General features: G+C 70.2%; 18 protein-coding genes. 11 read left to right on the forward strand and 7 right to left on the reverse strand.

Annotated elements, in window-relative coordinates:
* Positions 1-90 precede the first annotated feature (90 nt).
* Genes OG417_RS17075 through OG417_RS17100 form a run of 6 tightly spaced genes read left to right on the forward strand, consistent with a single transcriptional unit; the run spans position 91 to position 6,956 of the window.
* Positions 91-1,515: a gamma-aminobutyraldehyde dehydrogenase gene (locus OG417_RS17075; RefSeq protein ID WP_329256561.1), complete on the forward strand. Its 1,425-nt coding sequence runs from the start codon at positions 91-93 to the stop codon at positions 1,513-1,515.
* Position 1,516: 1 nt separating this feature from the next.
* Positions 1,517-2,647 (forward strand): ABC transporter ATP-binding protein, encoded by a 1,131-nt coding sequence (locus OG417_RS17080; protein ID WP_329256563.1) that lies wholly within the window; start codon positions 1,517-1,519, stop codon positions 2,645-2,647.
* Positions 2,648-2,652: 5 nt separating this feature from the next.
* Positions 2,653-3,873, forward strand: a complete 1,221-nt coding sequence (locus tag OG417_RS17085) for a polyamine ABC transporter substrate-binding protein (RefSeq protein WP_329256565.1) — start codon at positions 2,653-2,655, stop codon at positions 3,871-3,873.
* 2 nt (positions 3,874-3,875) lie between these two features.
* Complete coding sequence (locus OG417_RS17090; protein WP_329256566.1) at positions 3,876-4,730, forward strand: ABC transporter permease; 855 nt, start codon at positions 3,876-3,878, stop codon at positions 4,728-4,730.
* The gene (locus OG417_RS17095; RefSeq protein ID WP_329256567.1) at positions 4,727-5,554 is read left to right on the forward strand and encodes an ABC transporter permease; all 828 of its coding nucleotides are present in this window, start codon (positions 4,727-4,729) and stop codon (positions 5,552-5,554) included. Before OG417_RS17090 ends, OG417_RS17095 begins: the two co-directional genes overlap by 4 nt.
* 7 nt (positions 5,555-5,561) lie before the next feature.
* Positions 5,562-6,956, forward strand: a complete 1,395-nt coding sequence (locus OG417_RS17100) for an NAD(P)/FAD-dependent oxidoreductase (protein WP_329256569.1) — start codon at positions 5,562-5,564, stop codon at positions 6,954-6,956.
* Between the two features lie 92 nt (positions 6,957-7,048).
* Here the strand turns inward: OG417_RS17100 and OG417_RS17105 are convergent, their stop codons facing one another.
* The 3 genes from OG417_RS17105 to OG417_RS17115 all read right to left on the reverse strand — a co-directional run bounded on the left by OG417_RS17105 (position 7,049) and on the right by OG417_RS17115 (position 8,549).
* Positions 7,049-7,576, reverse strand: a complete 528-nt coding sequence (locus OG417_RS17105; protein WP_329256571.1) for a PH domain-containing protein — start codon at positions 7,574-7,576, stop codon at positions 7,049-7,051.
* An 83-nt stretch (positions 7,577-7,659) separates the two neighbouring features.
* Positions 7,660-8,157, reverse strand: coding sequence for a DinB family protein (locus tag OG417_RS17110; RefSeq protein WP_329256573.1), 498 nt, complete (start codon positions 8,155-8,157; stop codon positions 7,660-7,662).
* A gap of 44 nt (positions 8,158-8,201) precedes the next feature.
* Positions 8,202-8,549: an ArsR/SmtB family transcription factor gene (locus tag OG417_RS17115; RefSeq protein WP_329256574.1), complete on the reverse strand. Its 348-nt coding sequence runs from the start codon at positions 8,547-8,549 to the stop codon at positions 8,202-8,204.
* A 78-nt stretch (positions 8,550-8,627) separates the two neighbouring features.
* On the opposite strand from OG417_RS17115, the gene OG417_RS17120 reads away from it, so the two are divergent.
* Positions 8,628-9,617, forward strand: coding sequence for a quinone oxidoreductase family protein (locus tag OG417_RS17120; protein WP_329256576.1), 990 nt, complete (start codon positions 8,628-8,630; stop codon positions 9,615-9,617).
* 80 nt (positions 9,618-9,697) lie between these two features.
* Here the strand turns inward: OG417_RS17120 and OG417_RS17125 are convergent, their stop codons facing one another.
* Positions 9,698-10,729, reverse strand: coding sequence for a S1 family peptidase (locus tag OG417_RS17125; protein WP_329256578.1), 1,032 nt, complete (start codon positions 10,727-10,729; stop codon positions 9,698-9,700).
* Between the two features lie 438 nt (positions 10,730-11,167).
* On the opposite strand from OG417_RS17125, the gene OG417_RS17130 reads away from it, so the two are divergent.
* The gene (locus OG417_RS17130; protein ID WP_329256580.1) at positions 11,168-12,379 is read left to right on the forward strand and encodes a hypothetical protein; all 1,212 of its coding nucleotides are present in this window, start codon (positions 11,168-11,170) and stop codon (positions 12,377-12,379) included.
* A 42-nt stretch (positions 12,380-12,421) separates the two neighbouring features.
* On the opposite strand, the gene OG417_RS17135 is transcribed toward OG417_RS17130, so the two are convergent.
* Both OG417_RS17135 and OG417_RS17140 read right to left on the reverse strand, forming a co-directional pair.
* Positions 12,422-13,528: a DmpA family aminopeptidase gene (locus tag OG417_RS17135; protein ID WP_329256581.1), complete on the reverse strand. Its 1,107-nt coding sequence runs from the start codon at positions 13,526-13,528 to the stop codon at positions 12,422-12,424.
* A 36-nt stretch (positions 13,529-13,564) separates the two neighbouring features.
* On the reverse strand, positions 13,565-15,202 hold the full coding sequence (locus OG417_RS17140; protein ID WP_329256582.1) for a PucR family transcriptional regulator: 1,638 nt from the start codon (positions 15,200-15,202) through the stop codon (positions 13,565-13,567).
* Between the two features lie 38 nt (positions 15,203-15,240).
* Between OG417_RS17140 and OG417_RS17145 the strand changes: the two genes are divergently transcribed.
* The 3 genes from OG417_RS17145 to OG417_RS17155 all read left to right on the forward strand — a co-directional run bounded on the left by OG417_RS17145 (position 15,241) and on the right by OG417_RS17155 (position 18,434).
* Positions 15,241-15,516, forward strand: a complete 276-nt coding sequence (locus OG417_RS17145; RefSeq protein ID WP_329256583.1) for a 4a-hydroxytetrahydrobiopterin dehydratase — start codon at positions 15,241-15,243, stop codon at positions 15,514-15,516.
* A gap of 99 nt (positions 15,517-15,615) precedes the next feature.
* On the forward strand, positions 15,616-16,878 hold the full coding sequence (locus tag OG417_RS17150) for an aspartate aminotransferase family protein (protein WP_329256584.1): 1,263 nt from the start codon (positions 15,616-15,618) through the stop codon (positions 16,876-16,878).
* Positions 16,879-16,943: 65 nt separating this feature from the next.
* On the forward strand, positions 16,944-18,434 hold the full coding sequence (locus OG417_RS17155; RefSeq protein WP_329256585.1) for a CoA-acylating methylmalonate-semialdehyde dehydrogenase: 1,491 nt from the start codon (positions 16,944-16,946) through the stop codon (positions 18,432-18,434).
* Here the strand turns inward: OG417_RS17155 and OG417_RS17160 are convergent.
* Positions 18,406-20,331, reverse strand: coding sequence for an AfsR/SARP family transcriptional regulator (locus OG417_RS17160; RefSeq protein ID WP_329256586.1), 1,926 nt, complete (start codon positions 20,329-20,331; stop codon positions 18,406-18,408). The two genes, OG417_RS17155 and OG417_RS17160, sit on opposite strands and share 29 nt — an antisense overlap.
* Positions 20,332-20,563 lie beyond the last annotated feature (232 nt).

A 20,563-nucleotide genomic window follows, 5' to 3' on the forward strand; every position in this document is an offset into this window, starting at 1 on the left:
GAAATCCGATTGTAACAACGGAATCCCTTGTCTCCCCCCGGTTGTTCTGCCATGGTCGGGGCCATCCGTTCCGGACCCCGGAGGTCGAGGATGACTCTGCGAAACCTCGTGGGCGGCGAGTACGTCGAGACCAAGGACGGCCGCGTCTCCGATGTGGTCGACCCGAGTACGGGCGAGCCGTACGACCAGGCTCCGGTGTCGGGACCCGCGGACGTCGACGCGGCGATGACCGCGGCCGAGGCCGCCTTCCCGGGCTGGCGCGACGCCACGCCCGGCGAGCGCAGCCTGGCCCTGCTCCGCATCGCCGACGCCGTCGAGGCCAGGGCGGAGGAGTTCGTCCAGGCCGAGTGCCGCAATACCGGCAAGCCGCTTCAGCTCACCCGGGACGAGGAGATCGGCCCGATGGTGGATGAGTTCCGGTTCTTCGCCGGCTGCGCCCGCCTGCTCGAAGGCCGGTCGGCGGGGGAGTACCTGGCCGGCCACACCTCGATGATCCGTCGCGAGCCCATCGGCGTCTGCGCGCAGGTCACGCCGTGGAACTACCCGATGGTCATGGCCACCTGGAAGATCGCCCCGGCGCTCGCGGCGGGCAACACCGTCGTGCTCAAGCCCTCCGACACGACACCGGTCACGACCCTGATGCTGGCCGAGATCGCGGCCGAGTTCCTCCCGCCCGGCGTGCTCAACGTCGTCTGCGGCGACCGCGGCACCGGGCGCGAACTCGTGGCCCACCGGATTCCGCAGATGGTCTCGGTCACCGGGTCCGTGCGCGCCGGCAAGGAGGTCGCCCGGCAGGCCGCCGACACGCTCAAGAAGGTCCACCTCGAACTCGGCGGCAAGGCGCCCGTGATCGTCTTCGACGACGCCGACGTGGAACGTGCCGCCCAGGGCATCGCCGAGGCGGGCTACTTCAACGCGGGCCAGGACTGCACCGCCGCCACCCGGGTGATCGCCGGCCCCGGCGTCCACGACGACTTCGTCGCCGCCCTGGCCGAGCAGGCCCGCGGGACCAAGGTGGGGCCGCCGTCGGAGGAGGACGCCTTCTACGGCCCGCTCAACAACGCGAACCAGCTCGCCCGCGTGAGCGGCTTCCTCGACCGCGCGCCCGCACACGCCGACGTCGTCGCCGGCGGCGAGCGCCTCGGCGACCGCGGCTACTTCTACGCGCCCACCGTCGTCACCGGACTCGCCCAGGACGACGAGATGATCCAGGACGAGATCTTCGGCCCGGTCATCACCGTGCAGCGATTCACCGACGAAGAACAGGCGCTGCGCTGGGCCAACGGCGTGGAGTACGGCCTGGCGGCGAGCGTGTGGACCACCGACCACGGCCGCGCGCTGCGGATGGCCAAGGGCCTGGACTTCGGCGCCGTGTGGATCAACACGCACATCCCGTTCGCGTCGGAGATGCCGCACGGCGGCTACAAGCACTCGGGGTACGGCAAGGACCTGTCGATGTACGGGTTCGAGGACTACACGCGGATCAAGCACGTGATGAGTCACATCGGAGTCTGACTTGACGGAGACGACAGAGGCGGGCACCACCCCCGTCGGGACCGACCTCGCGGCGATCGAGCTGAAGGGCGTCAAGAAGACGTTCCAGGCGCACGGGGAGGCGGTCTTGGCGGTCCGGGGCCTCGACGTGGCCATCGGGGAGGGCGAGTTCTTCTCGCTGCTCGGCCCGTCCGGGTGCGGCAAGACCACGACGATGCGGATGATCGCCGGCTTCGACGAGCCCACCGAGGGCGAGGTCTTCCTGCACGGCCAGAACGTCGTGGGCGTGCCGCCGAACAAGCGGGACGTCAACATGGTGTTCCAGTCCTACGCGCTGTTCCCGCACATGACCGTGCTGGAGAACGTCGCGTTCGGGCTGCGCCGCAAGGGCGTCGCCAAGGCCGAGGTCGCGCGGCGCGTCGGCGAGATGCTGGAGATCGTCGACCTGAAGGGCCGGGAGAGACGCCGCCCGCGCGAGCTGTCCGGCGGCCAGCAGCAGCGCGTCGCGCTGGCTCGTGCCCTGGTCAACCGTCCCCGCGCCCTGCTGCTCGACGAGCCGCTCGGCGCGCTGGACCTCAAGCTCCGCCAGGCGATGCAGGTCGAGCTCAAGCGCATCCAGCGGGAGGTCGGCATCACGTTCGTGTACGTGACGCACGACCAGAACGAGGCGCTGACGATGTCGGACCGCATCGCCGTGATGAACGACGGCCGGATCGAGCAGCTCGGCACGCCGCGGGAGATCTACGAGCGGCCCGCGACGGCGTTCGTCGCCGGGTTCATCGGCACCTCCAACGTGCTGTCCGGCACCGTCGCCCGCGCCGGTGGGGGCCGCGCGGTCATCGAGCCGGGCCCAGGGGAGCGGATCGTGGTGCCGTGCGACGCCGCGCCGGGTGAGGAGATCGAGCTCACCGTACGGCCGGAGAAGATCGACGTGCGCTCCGACCCTCCGGCCGGCGACGGCTGCGCGCTGCGCGGCACCGTGACCGAGGTGGTGTACCTCGGCATGTTCACCAACTACAACGTGGCGACCTCGACCGGTGCCGAGGTCGTCGTCTTCGTGCAGAACGTCTCCTCCGCGGACGACGTCGCCACCCGGGGGGACAGCGTCTGGCTGTCGTGGGATCCACGCCACTCCTACGTGATCGGAGCCTGACACCTATGACCACAGACCCCGCGTTCCTTCGAGGCATGACGAGCAGCCGCCGCGACGCCCTGCGGCTCCTGGGGCTCACGGGTGCCGGGCTCGGGCTGGCCGCCTGCGGCGTCAAGGGACAGAAGGCCGCCCCGCCCAAGCAGAACGACGTGCAGAAGTACTGGGCCGGCAAGACCAAGCACGGCCACGTGAACTTCGCGAACTGGCCGCTGTACATGGACAAGGCCCGTACGCCGCTGAAGGCGTTCACGAAGGCGACCGGCGTCACGGTGACCTACCGGGAGGTCATCTCGGAGATGCCCCAGTGGTTCGGCAAGATCGCGCCGCAGCTCCAGGCCGGGCAGTCGATCGGCTACGACCTGATGGTGGTCACCAACGGCGTGGAGTTCACCAAGCTCAAGGAGCTCGGCTATCTCGTGCCGCTGGACCACTCACGGCTGCCGAACTTCGCCAAGTACGCCGCGGAGATCTACCGCAAGGAGTCCTTCGACCCGGGAAACGTCTTCAGCGTTCCGTACCAGACGGGGCTCACCGGCATCGCGTACGACCCGGCGAAGACCGGGCGCGAGATCACCAGCATCCAGGACCTGTGGGACCCGGCGTTCAAGGGCAAGGTCGGGATGATGTCCGATCCGCAGGAGATCGGGAACTTCGGGATGTTCGCCATCGGCGTCGACCCGGAGAAGTCCACCCCCGCCGACTGGAAGCGCGCCGCCGCCAGGCTGCAGGAGCAGAAGAGCAAGGGCATCGTCCGCAAGTACTACGAGCAGGACTACATCGACGCCCTGACGCGCGGCGACGTGTGGCTCACCATGGCCTGGTCCGGCGACATCTTCCAGCAGAACCTCTCGGAGAAGTCGAACCTGAAGTTCGTCATCCCCAAGGAGGGCGCGACGCTCTGGACCGACAACCTGATGATCCCCAAGACCGCGGAGAACCCGGTCGACGCGCTCATGCTGATGGACTTCTTCTACCTGCCGGACACCGCCGCCAAGCTGGCCGAGAGCGTCAACTACGTGACCCCGGTGCCCGCCGCGAAGCAGGCCATCGAGGCCGACGCCGCCAAGGCCACCGGCGCGGACCAGAAGTCGCTGCAGCAGATCGCGGGCAGCCCGCTCGTCTTCCCCTCCGACGCCGACTACGCCAAGCTGCGGCACTACCGCACCCTGACGACGGCCGAGGAGAAGGAGTACAACACCACCTTCCAGCACATCACGGCGGGCTGACGATGCGCCGGCGCCTCGCCCCGTACGCCCTGATCCTGCCCGGAGGGCTGTGGCTCGCCATCTTCTTCGTCGTGCCGATGGTGGTGATGCTGTCGTTCTCGCTGATGCAGGGTGACGTCGTCAACGGGTTCCGGCTCACCTGGCACTGGCAGAACTACAGCGACGGCCTGTCCACCTACGCCGACCAGCTCATCCGGTCGCTCGTCTACGGCCTGCTCGCCACGGCGGCCTGCATCGTGCTGGCCTACCCGGTGGCGTACTGGATCGCCTTCCGCGGCGGCGCGCGCAAGACGACGTACCTGTTCCTGATCCTGCTGCCGTTCTTCGTGTCGTTCGTGCTGCGGACCTTCTCCTGGAAGTTCCTGCTGGCCGACGACGGCATCGTGCTGTCGCCGCTGAAGGACGTCGGCCTGCTGCCGCAGGACTTCCACGTGATCGCCACCGGGTTCGCGGTCGTGGCCGGGCTCACGTACAACTACCTGCCGTTCATGGTCCTGCCGATCTACGTGGCGCTGGAGCGGGTGGACCCGAAGATGATCGAGGCGGCCCAGGACCTGTACGCCTCGCCGGCGCAGGCGTTCGCGCGGGTGGTGTTCCCGCTCTCGCTGCCCGGGGTCTTCGCCGGAGTGCTGATGACGTTCGTGCCGGTCAGCGCCGACTACGTGAACTCCACCGTGCTCGGCGGCACCAACAACACGATGATCGGCAACATCATCCAGAACCTCTACCTGGTCAACACCGACTATCCGCAGGCCGCGGCGCTGTCCTTCACGCTGATGGCGATCCTGCTCATCGGGATCTTCCTGTACGCCAAGGCGCTGGGCACCGAGGACGTCCTGGAGGTGGCGACGCGATGACCGCGACCGTGGTGGAGGACGGCTCCCGTACGGCGCGCAGGGCGCGCGGGCGCTGGAGCGATCGGCTGCTGTACGCCTACACCTGGCTGATCATCATCTGGCTGTGCCTGCCGATCGCGGTGATGATCGCGTTCGGGTTCAACGACGCCAAGGGCCGGCTCAACCTCACCTGGCAGGGCTTCACGTTCAAGTGGTACGGCCAGCTGTTCTCGGTGCCGGACCTGACCACGGCGCTGGTGAACTCCCTGACGATCGCGCTGATCGCCACGGTCGGCAGCGCGGTCCTCGGCACGCTGATCGGACTCGCCCTCGGCAGGTACCGCTTCCGCGGACAGGGCTCGCTGAACCTCGTGCAGTTCGCCGCGATCTCCGCGCCGGAGACGGTCATGGGCGCGTCCCTGCTGTCCTTCTTCGTGCAGCTGAACATCGGGCGCGGCTACTGGACGATCGTGATCGCGCACATCATGTTCTCGCTGTCGTTCGTCGCGGTCACCGTGCGCTCGCGGGTGCTCACCCTCGACCCGGCGATCGACGAGGCGGCCCGCGATCTCGGGGCGACCGGCTGGACCGCGTTCCGGCTCGTGACCCTGCCGATGATCTTCCCGGCGGTGCTGGCCGGCGCCCTGCTGGCGTTCGCGCTGTCGATCGACGACTTCATCATCACGAGCTTCAACAGCGGCTCCACCCTGACGTTCCCGCTGTGGATCTGGGGCGCGCAGAAGAACGGCCTCCCGCCGCAGGTCAACGTCATGGGCACGCTGATCTTCGTGGCGGGCGTGCTGCTCGCGGTCGGCAACGCGGTGCTCGCCCGGCGGCGCAGGTGAGGCTCTGATGGACGCACTGAGGGCACTGGCCGAGGCCGAGCCCACGCCGTACTGGCTGACCGATCCGGCGGCGCCCGAGCCCGCCGCCGCGCTGACCGGCCGGGTCGCGGCCGGCCTCGCGGTCGTCGGCGGCGGGTACACCGGGCTGTGGACCGCGCTGCGCGCGCGGGAACGCGACCCGTCGCTCGACGTCGTCCTCCTGGAGGCCGACGTCGCCGGCGGCGCCGCCTCCGGGCGCAACGGCGGCTTCTGCGCGGCGAGCCTCACGCACGGGCTGGGCAACGGCCTGGCCCGCTGGCCCGAGGAGATCGCCACGCTGGAGCGGCTCGGCCGCGAGAACCTCGACGGCATCGAGGCCGCGCTCGCGCGGTACGGCATCGACGCGGAGTTCGAGCGCACCGGCGAGCTCGACGTCGCCACCGAGGACTGGCAACTCGCCGACCTCGCCGAGCTGGCCGAGCGCGCGGGCGAGGCCGGGCGGCACCTCGAACCGCTCGACGCCGATGCCGTGCGGGCCGAGGTGAACTCGCCGACCTACCAGGGCGGCCTGTGGGACCGGGACGGTGTCGCGCTGGTGCATCCGGCCAAGCTCGCCTGGGGGCTGCGGCGGGCGTGCCTGGCGGCCGGAGTGCGGATCTTCGAGCGCACCCCGGTGCTCGCGATCGAGGAGGCGGGAGGCGGGCTCCGGCTGCGGACGCCGTACGGCACGGTCACCGCGGGGGAGGTCGCGCTGGGCACCGGCAGCTTCCCCGCACCGCTGCGCCGCCTGCGCCACTTCATCGCGCCGGTCTATGACTACGCGCTCGTCACCGAGCCGCTCTCCGACGCGCGCCTCGCCTCGGTGGGCTGGCGGAGCCGTACGGGCGTGGGCGACTCCGGCAATCGGTTCCACTACTACCGGCTGACCGCCGACAACCGGATCCTGTGGGGCGGCTACGACGCGATCTACCACTTCGGCGGCGCGGTCCGCGCCGAGCTCGAACGCCGGCCGGCCACGTTCGCGACGCTCGCCGAGCACTTCTTCACGACCTTCCCGCAGCTCGACGGCGTGCGGTTCACCAACGCCTGGGGCGGCGTCATCGACACGTGCAGCCGGTTCTGCGCGTTCTTCGGCACCGCGTACGGCGGGCGGCTCGCCTACGCCGCGGGATACACCGGGCTCGGCGTCGGCGCGACGCGGTTCGGCGCCGACGTCATGCTCGACCTGCTGTCGGGCGAGGAGACCGAGCGCACCCGGCTGGCGATGGTGCGCTCCAAGCCGGTGCCGTTCCCGCCGGAGCCGCTGCGGTACGGCGCGGTGCAGCTCACCCGCTGGTCCCTGGCCCAGGCGGACCGGCACGCGGGCCGCCGCAACCTGTGGCTGCGCACCCTCGACGCCCTGGGCGTCGGCTTCGACTCCTAGTGGTCGCGTCTGATGGTCGCGCTCGCCTCCTCACTCGCTACGCGGACGGCTCGTTCCTCACCGGCCGCTCCGCTCGCTCGTCGGCTCGCCGCTCAGTCGTCCCCATGGCCGAACGCCACCGCGGAGATGTCCAGGTAGATCGACTCCGGCTCGGGGACGTACTCCACTCGTGACAGGGCCTGGTCCTGACCGGCGGACTCCAGCACGATCGTGCCGTAGCCCAGCATCCGGCCCAGGATCGAGCGGTCGACCGTCAGGTCGGTGACCTTCGACAGCGGCATCATGTCGACGCGGCGCGTGACGATGCCGTGGACGAGGATCGCGCGCACCTTGGTGACCGCGAAGAACTCATCGGACCACTCGAACACCTTGAAGACCAGCCGGGAGGCGACCATGAGGAAACCCACCCAGATCACCGTGACGGCGGTGGAGTTGTGCACGAAGCCGGTGAGCACGCCGGCGAGGATCAGCGCGCCGAGCGTCTCGAAGACCTGCTGCAGGAACACGGCGGGATGACGACGGATCAACACCGTGTCATCGTCCATCTCCTGCGGAAGCAGGTACTTCTGGAGATGGTGCGGATTGACGTTTCGTACGGCCAGAAAACCCGGGATCGGCACGTCGGCACTCTAACCCGAGGTCAGCGCGTCCGTGATCCTTTTGGCCACGCGTGGCCTGTTCCCGTGGGCTTGGAGCCCACGGCTCAGTCGCCGGTCACGCCGTCGAGCATCTCGCGCAGGATGTCGATGTGGCCGTTGTGCCGGGCGGTCTCCTCGATGAGGTGCACGATGATCCAGCGGAGCGTGACACGCCCGTTCCGCCGCTCGATCTTCGACTCGGTGTCCAGGCTCAGCGAGCGCAGGACCTCGTTGTTGGCCGAGCACTGCCGCTCGTACGCCGCCAGCAGCTCCGACAGCGGCGTGCCGTCGGCGCGGAAGTCCTTGTCCGGGTCCTCCTCGGTCCACGGCTGCTCGTCCGGGCCGCCGAGCAGCGTGTGCTCGATCCAATAGCGCTCCACCCAGTAGAGGTGGCTGACGAGCCCGGCGACCGTCATCAGGGGAGAGGAGGCGAGCAGCGGACGGTGGGCGAGATCCTCGGCCAGGCCCTCGGTCTTGGCGAACACGGTGGCCCGGTGCCAGTCCAGCCAGGAGATGAGCATCGAGCGCTCATCGGCGGCGTACGGCACGTCGATACGTTCCATGACCTTGGATCATGCCGGTCGGGCGCGACGTGCGGCAAACGGTTTCACGGCGTCCCGGAGGCCGTGCTCGTTTCGTAGGCGGTCACGATCGCGTCCAGCAGCCCGGGAAAGCGGCGGTCGAGCTCCTCCTCGCGGAGCGTGGTCCACCGGCGCGTGCCCTCCTCGCGCTGCCGGATCACCCCGGAGTCGCGCAGCACGCGGAAGTGATGGGACAGCGTCGAGGGCGCGACGTCGACCGGGAACGTTCCGCACGCGCGCTCCGGCGTGGAGCGCAGGGTCTGGACGATCGTCATCCGGGTCGGGTCGGACATCGCGTGCAGGATGTCGAGCACGTCGAAGTCCTCCGGCTCGGGATGGGTGAGCGCCGTGCGGCGGCGCTGAGATCTCGGCATCGTTCCCTCTTTCATTCGACGAACATCGTACAACGGTTGTACGATGTTCGTCGTTCGACAAACATCGAAGGAGTCGTCATGCGCGCACTGGTCATGGCCGGGCCGTCCCAGGACGCCGACCGCACAAGGGTCGCGGAGGTCGAGGAGCCTCATCCGGGCGCGGGTGAGGTGACCGTGAAGGTGGAGTACGCCGGGATCAACTTCATCGACGTGATGGCCCGCCGCGGTGACCCCGGCTACGCCAAGGAGTGGCCGTACCGCCCGGGCCTGGAGGTGTCCGGCACGGTCCGGGAGGCCGGGCCGGGCGTCACGGGCCTGGAGCGGGGCCGGCGGGTCGCCGCGTTCACCGGTGGCGGCGGCCTGGCCGAGGTGGTGCGGGTGCCCGCCGCCTCCGCCGTGCCCGTGCCCGCGGGCGTCCCGTCCCCGGTCGCGGCGGCGGCTCCGCTCATGCTGACCACCGGGCTCCTCCTCCTGCGCGACGCCGCGCGCTTCCGGCCCGGGGAGACCGTGCTGGTCCACTCGGCCGGCGGAGGGATCGGGAGCGCGGTGGCCCGGCTCGTGCCGGTGCTCGGCGGAGGACGGCTGGTCGGCACCGTGAGCCGGCCCGCCGGTGTCGGCCCGGCGCTGGAGAGCGGGTACGACGCCGTGGTGCCGCGGGACGCCGGATTGGAGGAGGCGATTCGCGCGGCCACCGGTGGCGCCGGGGCGGACATCGTGCTCGACCCGCTGGGCACCCGCGCGCTCCGGACCGACCTGGCCGTCACCGCCCCCGGCGGCCGGATCGTCCTGTTCGGCAACGCCGGCGGCGGCGAGCAGGACCCGCTGCCCCCGGCCGGCCGGCTGATCGGCGGCAACCTGTCGGTCGGCGGCTTCAGCATGAGCGGGCTGTGGGCGCACGCCACGCACCGCGCGGCGGCAGGCCTGCGCGAGGTCCTCGATCTCGTCGCCGGAGGCGCGCTGGATCTCCCGGTCACCGAGGTCGACTCGCTCGCGGAGGTGCCGGAGATCCACCAGGCGCTCGCCGAGGGGCGGGGGAGGGGCAAGTACGTCGTCCGGCTCGGGTCGTGACCAGGAACGTGAGGACCCTCGGGATCAGGGTCCCGAGGGTCCTCACGCCGATCCGGTGGGATCGGGATCTGGCCGGAGTATCAGTAGACGCTGACGCCGTACGCGCTCAGCGCCTCGGTCACCGGCTGGAAGAAGGTCGTGCCGCCGGTCGTGCAGTTACCGCTGCCGCCGGACGTCAGACCCAGGGCCGTCGTACCCGCGTAGAGCGGGCCGCCGCTGTCGCCGCCCTCGGCGCAGACGGTGGTCTGGATCATCCCGTACACGGTGCCCTCGGCGTAGTTCACCGTCGCGTTCAGCGCGGTGACCCGGCCGGAGTGCACGCCGGTCGTGCTGCCGCGCCGGTAGACCGTCTGGCCCACGGTGGGGTTGCCGGAGCCGGTGATGTCCTGGCTGCCGACCGTGCCGGACGGCGTGCCACTGGTGGTGTAGCGGACGATGGCGTAGTCGTTGCCCGGGAACGAGCTGCCGGCGGTGTTGCCGAGCACCGACGTGTGGCTCGAGTTGGAGTACCACGTCGAGGCGATGTTCCCGCAGTGGCCCGCGGTCAGGAAGTAGTACGTGCTGCCGCTGCGGACGTTGAAGCCGAGCGAGCAGCGGTACTGCCCGCCGTAGATGGCGTCGCCGCCGCTCAGCCGGGTGGTGAACGAGCCCGGGACGTGGTTGACGCGGACCGCGCCGCCGAGCCGCTGCGCGGCCTTGGTGACCTGGGCGAGTCTGGCGCCGGTGACCGTGCTGTCGACCGACAGCACGACCTGGTCGCTGGCCGGGTCGACCGCCCATGCGGTACCCGGCACGCGAGCCGTGCTCTCCAGCGTGCTCGTGGCCTTGGCGAGCTGGGCGCCGCTGTAGGCGACCGTCTTGGGCACGGCGCCGGCCGCCCGCACGGTCTTGGCGTCGGAGGAGTTGGTGACGGTGACGACGAGCTTGTTCGTGGCGTGGTCCAGGTAGGACCCGGCGGAACGGGATCCGAGCTGGCCGGCCAGCTTTCCGGCGACCTGCGACGGATCCACCTGCGAGGCGGATGCCTGCGCGGATGCGGCGACGAGTGTGCCGCCGACCAGCCCGGCCGCCACGACGATCAGTCCGGCGCGTCGGGATGCAGTGAACCTCACACGAGCCTCCCTCGGGGGGTGGCGGGCGCGCCCCGGTGGCGCGCCCGAGGGATGGCGCGGTACGGCGGGGGCCCGCTTGTGCGGAAGGTCTGGGGTCGTCCGCACTCGCGGGGCGTGAACCGAGTACCTTGCCTGCCGAGAGGTTCACTCATCTAGTAAAATTTTGCAAGATTCATAGTAAGTCCGGTTATGGCCATGAAAGCCGTATCCTCAGGACTGGCGGGGCGTTGGACCCGTAGCGGGGTGTCAGGCCGGGGGTCCGGACTCACCTACGCAAGGTAGTCGATCGGTCGCGGACCGCTATCAAAGGTCAAGGACTACCTGAGAGTTCGCTGTAAATACCCGGCCCAGGTCAGACGACCTGTCCGAATGTGAGAGCCTTGCCTAACGATGGACCATCCTGTATTCGTAGCATTCGTCCTGGTAGCAGGCCTGATCATGGCCGTCCTCGCGCAGTGGCGCGGCTGGCGGCCATCGCTGCGGACCTCCCTCGCGGTGGGTATCGGACTGCGGCTGATCCTCCTGGTCCTCGCCGCCACCGCCGCATGGCAGCCGGTCGACTACAACGAGGGCTTCCGGCACGCCGGGCGCGCCATCCTGCACCACCAGGATCCGGTGCTCGCGACTCAGGGTTCGTGGCACTTCCTGCCGATGATCCCCTACTTCTACGCGCTGGTGCTGGCCACCGGGCTGCCGTGGGAGGTCGCCGGCCGGGTCGTCACGTTCGTGGCCGACGCCGTCCTGATCGTGCTGGTCGGCAAGCTGGCCGGGCGCAAGTACCAGGCGCAGGCGCGCTTTCAGTACGCCTGCAACCCGATCGCCCTGATGATCGCGATCATCCACGGCCAGGTGGAACCCGTCGCCCTCATGTTCCTCGTCGGCGCGTACGTCGTGGCACGTGCGACGCCCGCACCGCACGGCGAGGCCGGAAACCGGGCCGCGATGTACGCCGCGTGGGCGGGCGCGCTGTTCGGGTTCGCGCTGTCGGCCAAGAGTTGGCCGATCATCCTGCTGCCGGTGCTCCTGGCCATGCTGCCCTCCTGGCGCCAGCGCCTGTACGGGCTTCTCGCGGCCGGCGCGGTGCCGGTGTTCTTCCTGGTGACGCTGCCGCTGGTGGTGGACAGCTCGTGGTCGGGCATCCTCGACGTCGCCCGCTATCTCGGTGAGGTACGCCCCATCGTCGGCGAGTGGGGCTGGACCGCCGTGATGACCGGCGGCGACTGGCAGCTCGCCTCGGCCGCCGCCTCGATCGGCCAGGTCATCCTCTACTCCACGATCGCCCTGGTCATGTGGCTGTGGTGGCGCTCGGACCGGATCGACCAGACCTCGGCGATCCTGCTCGCGTTCATGATCGTGACTCCGCGGATGGGCGCACAGTACCTCCTGTGGTTCGTTCCGTTCCTGTGCGCCCGCCCGACGCGCTGGAGCCGCCCGGCCATGACGCTGGCCGCGATCTGGGCCGGGCTGGGGTACCTCTACCTCACCCAGTTCGACGACAACGGCTGGTGGAAGAACCACGAGTGGTGGGCGATCAGTTCGGTGGCGGTGATCCCGCTCCTGCTGCTGGCGATGCCGTGGGCACGCCGCGTGTCGCGCCCGGCCAAGGAGACCGCGATCCCGGAGACCGAACTCGTCACCACGGGCTCCTGATCACCGGCTCGGGTTCATCGGCTCGGGTTCATCGGCTCGGGTTCATCGGCTCTGGCCCGGCCGCCCGACGAACTCCAGCAGGCGGTCCGGGTCCAGGCCGTACGCGGTGACGCCGTCGCGGCCGGTCATCGTCTCGGCCGCCAGCAGGGCGTTCACCACGGCCTCCTCGGTGGCCTCGATCACACCGTGAAAGAGCGGCGTGAGGTGGGCGTCGGCCAGCACGTCGACCTGGAAGACCTGCGGCGGCTCCGCGCCGGGCGCGTCGGCGGGTAGCCGGCCGCGGTTGGCGGTGGAGAACGCCAGGAAGCCGTCGCCGCTGAAGTTCTCCCCGGCGCCGCCCGTACGGGCAATGCCCAGCCCGGCCCGCTGGGCCAGCCGCCGGCACTGGTGCGGGAGCAGCGGCGCGTCGGTCGCCACGATCACGATCACCGAGCCCGCTCCCTCGATCGCCGGCGGACCCGGGGGCGGCACGTCGTCGATCCGCACGGGGACGCCGTCGACGGTGAGGCGTTCGCGCCGGCCGTGGTTGGCCTGCAGCAGCACGCCGACCGTCCAGCCGCCCTCCACCACGCGCGAGGACGTGCCGATCCCGCCCTTGAAGCCGTGACAGATCATGCCGGTGCCGCCGCCGACGCTGCCCTCGGCGACCGCCTCGCCGGGTCCGCTCCGCGCCGCCGCCTCGTACGCCTCGCGTACGTGCGCCGCGGTCACGTGGGCGCCGTCGATGTCGTTGAGGACGCCGTCCCAGGTCTCGCCGACGACCGGTAGCCCCCAGGAGCCGTACCCGCGGCCCCGGCGTTCAAGGTCGATGAGCGCGTCGCGGACCACGCCGACGCTGTGGGTGTTGGTCAGCCCGATGAGCGTGGTGAGCATGCCGCCGTCGTGGATCCACGCGGTGCCCGTGATCTCGCCGTTGCCGTTGAGCCAGTGGTACCCGGCGTACAGCGGCTCGTCCTCCAGCACGCCGTCGTGCGGCAGGATCACCGTCACACCGGTACGGACCGGGCCCTCGCCGACCCGCAGCGGCCCGTCGCCCCGGACGATCGTGGTGTGGCCGACCCGGACACCGGCCACGTCGGTGATCGCGTTCGCCGGCCCGGTGTCCGCCGTGCCGATTCGTATCCCCAGGTCACGAGCGCGTTGTCTCAAGGGTCCTCCTCCTTGGCCGTCGCTCGCTTCGCTCGCTCAAGAGCGGTCCCTTCGTACGGAGTCGAGAGCGAGGAGGGCGACGTGCAGCGACGCGCAGGATTCCACGTCCTCCAGGTCGGTGTCGAGGACGCGTTCGATCCGGCGCAGCCGCTCGTACAGGGCCGGGCGTGACAGGTGGGCCCGCTGGGCGGCGAGCGCCTTGTTGCGCCCGCTGTCGAGGTAGAGCGCGAGCATCTGGACGAGGTCGCCGCCCCGGCGCGCCTCGTGGGCGAGCAGTGGGCCCAGCTCGCGCTCGATGAACGTCTGCAGCCGGGCGTCGTCGCGCAGCAGGTGCAGCAGCCCGCGCAGACGCAGGTCGGGCAGGCGGTAGAACGGCCGGTCGTCGCCTCGCCGCGCGGCCACGTCGGCGACCTGCTCGGCCTCCAGGAACGAGCGCCGCACGTCGCGGATCGACTCGACGATCGACCCGGCCGCCATGACGAAACCGTGCCCGGCCTCCGGAGCCCCTCCGACGGCGTGGTGGGCGCGCAGCCGCTTGGCCACCTCACGGAGGATCCGCTCGTCCTCGGCGCGGGCGGGCAGCGAGGCCAGGACGCCGACCCGCGCCTGGGGCGAGCCCTCGTCGAGGGTGCCGACGAGGGCGGCGAGGCTCGCGTCACGACAGGCGGCGGCGGTCGCGTCGGCCAGCTCCGCGAGCGGCGGAAGTTCGGCCGTACCGGCGGGGCAGGGGAGCACCACGATGCCGAGGAGACGGCGCCCGGTGAGCGGCACGCCGAGGGCACGTGCGCGCGCCGCGGCCTCCTGCGGGTCGGAGTAGGCGTGTGCGAGGATCCCGGCGATGATCGAGCCGTGGGCCTGGCGTTCGAGGCTCTGGGCGTGCTGGTCCAGCAGACGACCGAGCGCGAGGGTCGTCGCCGCGCGCTCGATCAGGACGCCGTCGCGCGGGGACGGCGGCCCCTCCCCGGCGATGATGAGCCGTCCCCAGTCCTCGCCGCGCGCCCCGACGACGGTCACGAGCCACTGCGACGACGCGTCGTAGGCGGTGCGCTCCTCCGCGCGCACCGCGCGGGAGCGGGTCTCCCAGCTCGCCAGCAGCTCGGTGGGGTCGGCGCCCGCGGCGTCGGCGGCCAGCACCTGGTGGGCGAGGTTCTCCAGCACCACCGGACGGCCGGACAGCCGGGCCACCTGACGGACGACCTCGTCGGGCGGTGCCCCGTCCACGGACAGCTGCGTGAAGACCTCGTGCAGCTTGTCCGAGGCGCGCAGCTCGGCGAGCTGCGCGTCGATGATCTGGGCGTGCACGGCCTCGGTGACGTCGACGAACGGCGTCTCACGCGCCCAGGCGATCAACGGCAGCCCGTACTCCTCGGCCGCGGAGATCAACGCGGCCGGCAGCGCGCTGGCGTACTTGCGCCCCAGCTCCACGATGAGGCCGCTGGCACCGACCTCGGCCAGCTCGGCGACGTACCTGCGCAGCCGGTCCGGCTCGTCCGGCAGCGCGATGCCGGTGGTGAGCACGAGCTCGCCGCCGCGCAGCAGGTGGGCGATGTCGGTGACCTCGGCGCTGTGCACCCACCGTACGCGTGCGTCGAGCCGGTCCGCGCCCGCCACGACACGTGGCTCGCCTCGTCGTACCGCGTCCAGGCGCAAGACGTCGGCCAAAGTGGGCAGCACATTCCTGATGGTATGAAACGGAAGTGAGGAGTGCCGAGATGAAGCGGTTGAGCGTGGCCGAGATCGAGCGCGAGCTGGCCGAGACGCCGGGCTGGGAGCTCGCCGAGGACGCCATCGTCCGCACCGTGAAATTCCAGGACTTCAGGGAGGCGATGGCGTACGTCAACCGGGTCGCCGAGGTGGCGGAGGAGCTCAATCACCACCCGGACATCGAGATCCGGTGGAACACCGTCGTCCTCACCCAGACCACCCACGCCGCCGGTGGCCTGACCGAGCACGACTTCCATCTCGCCCGGCGCCTGAACGCGCTGTGACCGAGGCTCGCCGGGTATGACAGCCTGCCAGGCGCCGATCGCGATTCCTGACACTGTGCGGCCTGGCGCGGGGTACGGAAGGACAGGAAGACTCTAGACATGTCGGACTTGCTTGCACGCCATCGCGCGGTCATCCCCACCTGGGTGACTCTCTACTACGACGAGCCCATCGAGATCGTCAGCGGCCGGGGCAACCGTGTCACCGACGCCGAGGGCCGTACCTATCTCGACTTCTTCGCCGGCATCGTGACCAACACCCTGGGCTACGACATCGCCGAGGTGCGCGAGGCCGTGGAGCGCCAGCTCGCGACCGGGGTCGTGCACACCTCGACGCTGTACCTCATGCGCGGGCAGGTGGAGCTGGCGGAGAAGATCGCCCGGCTGTCCGGCATCGAGAACGCCAAGGTGTTCTTCACGGGCTCCGGCACCGAGGCGAACGAGACGGCGCTGCTGCTCGCGACGTACGCGCGCAAGACCAACCAGGTGCTCGCGATGCGGCAGAGCTACCACGGCCGGTCGTTCGGCGCCATCGCGATCACCGCCAACGCCTCGTGGAAGAACAGCGCCCTGTCGCCGCTCAGCGTCTACTTCCTGCACGGCTGCGACCGGCACCTCGCCCAGTTCCGCGGGCTGTCGGACCAGGACTACATCAAGGTGTGCGTGGACGACCTGCGGCACACTCTCGCGACCGTCGTCGGCGGTGACGTGGGTGCGCTGATCGCCGAGCCTATCCAGGGCGTCGGCGGCTTCACCGCGCCGCCCGACGGGCTGTACGCCGCGTACCAGGAGGTCCTCGCCGAGCACGGCATCCTGTTCATCGCCGATGAGGTGCAGACGGGCTGGGGGCGTACCGGGCAGAACTTCTGGGGCATCCAGAACCACGGTGTGACGCCCGACATGATGACCTTCGCCAAGGGGCTCGGCAACGGCTTCGCGATCGGCGGCGTGGTCGCCCGCGGTGAGCTGCTCGACGCGCTGCACGCGAACGGCGTGTCGACGTTCGGCGGCAACCCGATCTCCACCGCGGCGGCGAACGCCACGCTCGACTACATCCTCGACCACGACCTGCAGGCGAACGCCGCCAAGGTCGGGGAGCGGATCATCGACGGGCTCAGGGCCGCCGGCGCACGGCTCGACGTCGTCACCGACGTGCGCGGCAAGGGCCTGATGTTCGCCGTCGAGCTGTCCTCTCCGGAGGCGGCGAAACGCCTGCTGGAGGCCACGAAGGCCCGCGGGCTGCTCATCGGCAAGGGTGGCCTGTACGGCGACACCGTCCGGATGGCGCCGCCCCTCACGCTCACCGAAGACGAGGCCGAAGAGGGCCTGGCCATTCTCATCGACGCACTGGAAGAGATCTCATGACCGAGCGCAGCGAGGGGATCAAAAGGCACGCGCCAGTGGTCACTCCCTCCAACGAAGGAGGACTCATGACTCGCATCACCCACTGGATCGGTGGAAAGCCCTGGACGGGCACGGCCGAGCGCCAGGGCGACGTGTACGACCCCGCGACCGGGCAGGTGAGCGCGCACGTCGACTTCGCGACCGCGGACGACGTCTCCTCGGCCGTGGCGACGGCCAAGGAGGCGTTCCCCGCGTGGCGCGACACCTCGCTGACCAAGCGCTCCTCCGTCCTGTTCGCCTTCCGTGAGCTCGTACGGGAACACCGGGACGAGCTGGCGGCGCTGATCAGCGCCGAGCACGGCAAGGTGCGGTCCGACGCGGCCGGTGAGGTGGCGCGCGGGCTGGAGGTGGTGGAGTTCGCCTGCGGGATCCCGCACCTGCTCAAGGGCGGCTTCTCCGAGAACGTCTCGACCCGGGTCGACTCCTACTCCATCCGCCAGCCGCTGGGCGTCGTGGCGGGCATCACGCCGTTCAACTTCCCGGCGATGGTGCCGATGTGGATGTTCCCGGTGGCGATCGCGACCGGGAACACCTTCGTGCTCAAGCCGTCGGAGAAGGACCCGTCCGCGGCGGTCCGGCTCGCCGAGCTGTGGCAGCAGGCGGGCCTGCCCGACGGCGTGTTCAACGTCGTGCACGGAGACAAGGTGGCCGTCGACGCCCTCCTCACGCATCCGGACGTACGCGCGGTGAGCTTCGTCGGGTCCACGCCGATCGCGCGGTACGTGTACGAGACGGGCACGTCGCACGGCAAGCGGGTGCAGGCGCTCGGCGGGGCCAAGAACCACATGCTCGTCCTGCCCGACGCCGACCTCGACCTGGCCGCCGACGCCGCGGTCTCGGCGGGCTTCGGGTCGGCGGGGGAGCGCTGCATGGCGATCTCCGCGCTGGTCGCCGTCGACCCCGTGGGCGACGAGCTGGTCGCCAAGATCAAGGAACGGGTCGCGGGTCTCCGGGTGGGCCCGGGCACGTCGCCGGACGCGGAGATGGGCCCGCTGGTGACCCGGCAGCACCGCGACAAGGTGGCCTCCTACCTCGACGGGGGCGTCGCCGAGGGCGCGACGCTCGCCGTCGACGGGCGCTCGCACCCGCTGCCCGAGGGCGACGGCTTCTGGCTCGGGCCGACGGTCCTCGACCACGTCACGCCGGAGATGGCCTGCTACCGGGACGAGATCTTCGGCCCGGTCCTGTCGGTCGTACGCGTGCCGTCCTACGACGCGGGCATGAGGCTCATCGCGGACAACCCGTACGGGAACGGCACCGCGATCTTCACCAACGACGGCGGCGCCGCCCGCCGGTTCCAGAACGAGGTGGAGGTCGGCATGATCGGCGTGAACGTGCCGATCCCGGTGCCCATGGCGTATTACTCGTTCGGCGGCTGGAAGGCGTCACTGTTCGGCGACACCCACGTCCACGGCACCGAGGGAGTGCACTTCTACACGCGGGGCAAGGTCATCACCGCCCGCTGGCTCGGTCCCGAGCACGGCGGGGTCAACCTGGGCTTCCCCACGAACGGCTGAGGGCGGCGCGGCGGCCGGGCCGGAGGCCACCGGAGACGGGCCCCGGTCCGGCCGCGAAGCCCGTCACCCGGGCGAGCGCCTGGGAACGTTCCGCGACCGAGAGGGTGTGCTCCGCGAGACCGCGGCTGTACAGGCGGATCAGTTCGTGGAAGTAGTAACGGGGCTCACCGGCGCCCTCCTGCTGCGTGACGTGGAGCAACTGGCTTTCCACGAGGAGTTCCAACCGGGCTTCGGCCTCGTGGATCGAGACGTCGAGCAGTGGCGCGGCGAGCCAGGAGGCGAAGTCCTCCACCTGGAGGATCCCGAGAAGGCAGAACAGTCGGCGGCCGGCCTCGTCGAGGGAGGCGTAGGAGAGACCGAAGCCGGCCCGCACGTCGTGGTTGCCGTAGGCCAGTTCCGCCAGCCTGAGGTCCCTGTCGGCCAGTCTCCGGCACAGGCTCGTCAGGGACCGGTGCGGGCGGGAGGCGAGGCGTGTCGCGCAGATGCGTAACGAGAGCGGGTGCCGGCCGCACAACTCGACGATCTGCGCCGATGACTCGGGCTCCCGCGCGACCCTGTCGGCGCCGATCACGTCGCGGAGAAAGCGGATGGCCTGCTGGTGGCTGAACAGGTCGAGGCGCAGCTGGTGCGCTCCGAACAGCGCGGACAGACGCCGGCCACTCGTCACCAGGACCGCGCACGTCGGACTGCCGGGCACGAGCGGCTCGACCTGCGCCTCGTCCGCGGCGTTGTCCAGGACTATCAGAATGCGACGCCCCGCCAGAACACTGCGGTACAGGGAGATCCGTTCGCCGTAGTCGAGGGGAATCCTCTGCTCGGTGACGCCGACGCCGCGCAGGAACGCGTGCATGACCTCGTAGGGGGTCGGAACCTGCTCCTGGGCGCCCTTCAGGTCGATGAAGAGCTGGCCGTCGGGATAGGCGCCGCTGAGGCGGTGGGCGACATGCACGGCGAACGTCGTCTTCCCCAGGCCGGGCATGCCGTAGATCGCGACCACCGGAACGGCCTTGCGGCCCGTGGGCGAACCGAGCAGCCGGTCCACGGCCGCCAGCGCCTCCTCGCGGCCGGTGAAGTCGGCGATGTCGGGCGGGAGCTGCCGGGGAGGCACCCTGGCGGTCACGGTGAGCTCGGTCGGCCGCCGGTCGGGGACCTTGTGCTCCTCGATCTGACGGTGCAGCAGCCGCAGGTCCGGTCCGGGTCCCACACCCAGTTCGGAGAGAAGCGTGGACCGTGCTCTCTCATAGACCCGTAGTGCCTCGATCCGACGACCCGCGCGGTGGTGCGCGAGCATCAGCTGTTCCCACAGGCGCTCTCGTAACGGATGGGCCGCGACCAGTGGCCGGTTCTGCTCGACCACGTCGGCGTGGCGTCCGTGCGTGAGCCAGTTCTCGGCGCGCATTTCCAAGAGCTCGAGGCGGGATTGTTCCAGTCGTTCCGCCTCGACTGATACGAGCGGTGTCGACGGGATGTCGGCGAAAGCGTCGCCGTGCCAGAGTCCGAGGGCCTCGGCGACGGCGTCGTCGATGTCTTCGGTGGGGTCTTCCGCGAACCGCGAACGGATTCGGGCGGCCCTTTCGTCGAACTCGTGAAAGTCGACCAGGAAGGCATCGCCGAGAGCCAGTCTGTATCCCGTTCCCTGCTTCAGCAGGAGCTTGTCCATGCAGGGGTCGACAGTGAACGAACGCCGTATTCTCGAGACGAGTGACAGCAGGGTTCCCTGGGCGGAGGGAGGTGCGTCGTTGCCCCACAGCTCGGCGATGAGCCGGGTCGTGGAGACGGTGCGCCCCCTGCTGATCAGGAGAAGCGCGATGATGGCACGCTGTTTCGCTGCGCCAATGGTCGTGACGGTGCCATCGTGTTGAATGATAAACGTACCCAGAAGGTCGAATCTAATCATTCTCGCTCATTTCAGCAATGAGCCGCAGGCGCGCCATTGGCGCATCCTGTCAATCCCGCCTTGACGTTTACTCAAGATAGGTTAGTTAGTAAATGACGTCAGGTCTAGATCATTAGGTTATAAATTACGCGAGGTGCTGACCCGGGCGCCCACGGTGACCTCGTGCCCGGTGACCACGAACGACGTCCTCCGCGCCCTCGTCGGCGTGCACCGGGCCGCCGGACCTTCGCGG

It is taken from the genome of Actinoallomurus sp. NBC_01490, from assembly GCF_036227085.1.
In the GTDB taxonomy this organism is placed as follows: domain Bacteria; phylum Actinomycetota; class Actinomycetes; order Streptosporangiales; family Streptosporangiaceae; genus Actinoallomurus; species Actinoallomurus oryzae.

What these genes read in the sequence shown, in the direction of transcription:
- OG417_RS17075 (WP_329256561.1), top strand. Translation starts at nt 91, where the DNA reads ATGACTCTGCGAAACCTCGTGGGCGGCGAGTACGTCGAGACCAAGGAC.
- OG417_RS17085 (WP_329256565.1), top strand. Translation starts at nt 2,653, where the DNA reads ATGACCACAGACCCCGCGTTCCTTCGAGGCATGACGAGCAGCCGCCGC.
- OG417_RS17090 (WP_329256566.1), top strand. Translation starts at nt 3,876, where the DNA reads ATGCGCCGGCGCCTCGCCCCGTACGCCCTGATCCTGCCCGGAGGGCTG.
- OG417_RS17095 (WP_329256567.1), top strand. Translation starts at nt 4,727, where the DNA reads ATGACCGCGACCGTGGTGGAGGACGGCTCCCGTACGGCGCGCAGGGCG.
- OG417_RS17100 (WP_329256569.1), top strand. Translation starts at nt 5,562, where the DNA reads ATGGACGCACTGAGGGCACTGGCCGAGGCCGAGCCCACGCCGTACTGG.
- OG417_RS17110 (WP_329256573.1), bottom strand. Translation starts at nt 8,157, where the DNA reads ATGGAACGTATCGACGTGCCGTACGCCGCCGATGAGCGCTCGATGCTC.
- OG417_RS17115 (WP_329256574.1), bottom strand. Translation starts at nt 8,549, where the DNA reads ATGCCGAGATCTCAGCGCCGCCGCACGGCGCTCACCCATCCCGAGCCG.
- OG417_RS17120 (WP_329256576.1), top strand. Translation starts at nt 8,628, where the DNA reads ATGCGCGCACTGGTCATGGCCGGGCCGTCCCAGGACGCCGACCGCACA.
- OG417_RS17130 (WP_329256580.1), top strand. Translation starts at nt 11,168, where the DNA reads ATGGCCGTCCTCGCGCAGTGGCGCGGCTGGCGGCCATCGCTGCGGACC.
- OG417_RS17145 (WP_329256583.1), top strand. Translation starts at nt 15,241, where the DNA reads ATGAAGCGGTTGAGCGTGGCCGAGATCGAGCGCGAGCTGGCCGAGACG.
- OG417_RS17150 (WP_329256584.1), top strand. Translation starts at nt 15,616, where the DNA reads ATGTCGGACTTGCTTGCACGCCATCGCGCGGTCATCCCCACCTGGGTG.
- OG417_RS17155 (WP_329256585.1), top strand. Translation starts at nt 16,944, where the DNA reads ATGACTCGCATCACCCACTGGATCGGTGGAAAGCCCTGGACGGGCACG.
- OG417_RS17160 (WP_329256586.1), bottom strand. Translation starts at nt 20,331, where the DNA reads ATGATTAGATTCGACCTTCTGGGTACGTTTATCATTCAACACGATGGC.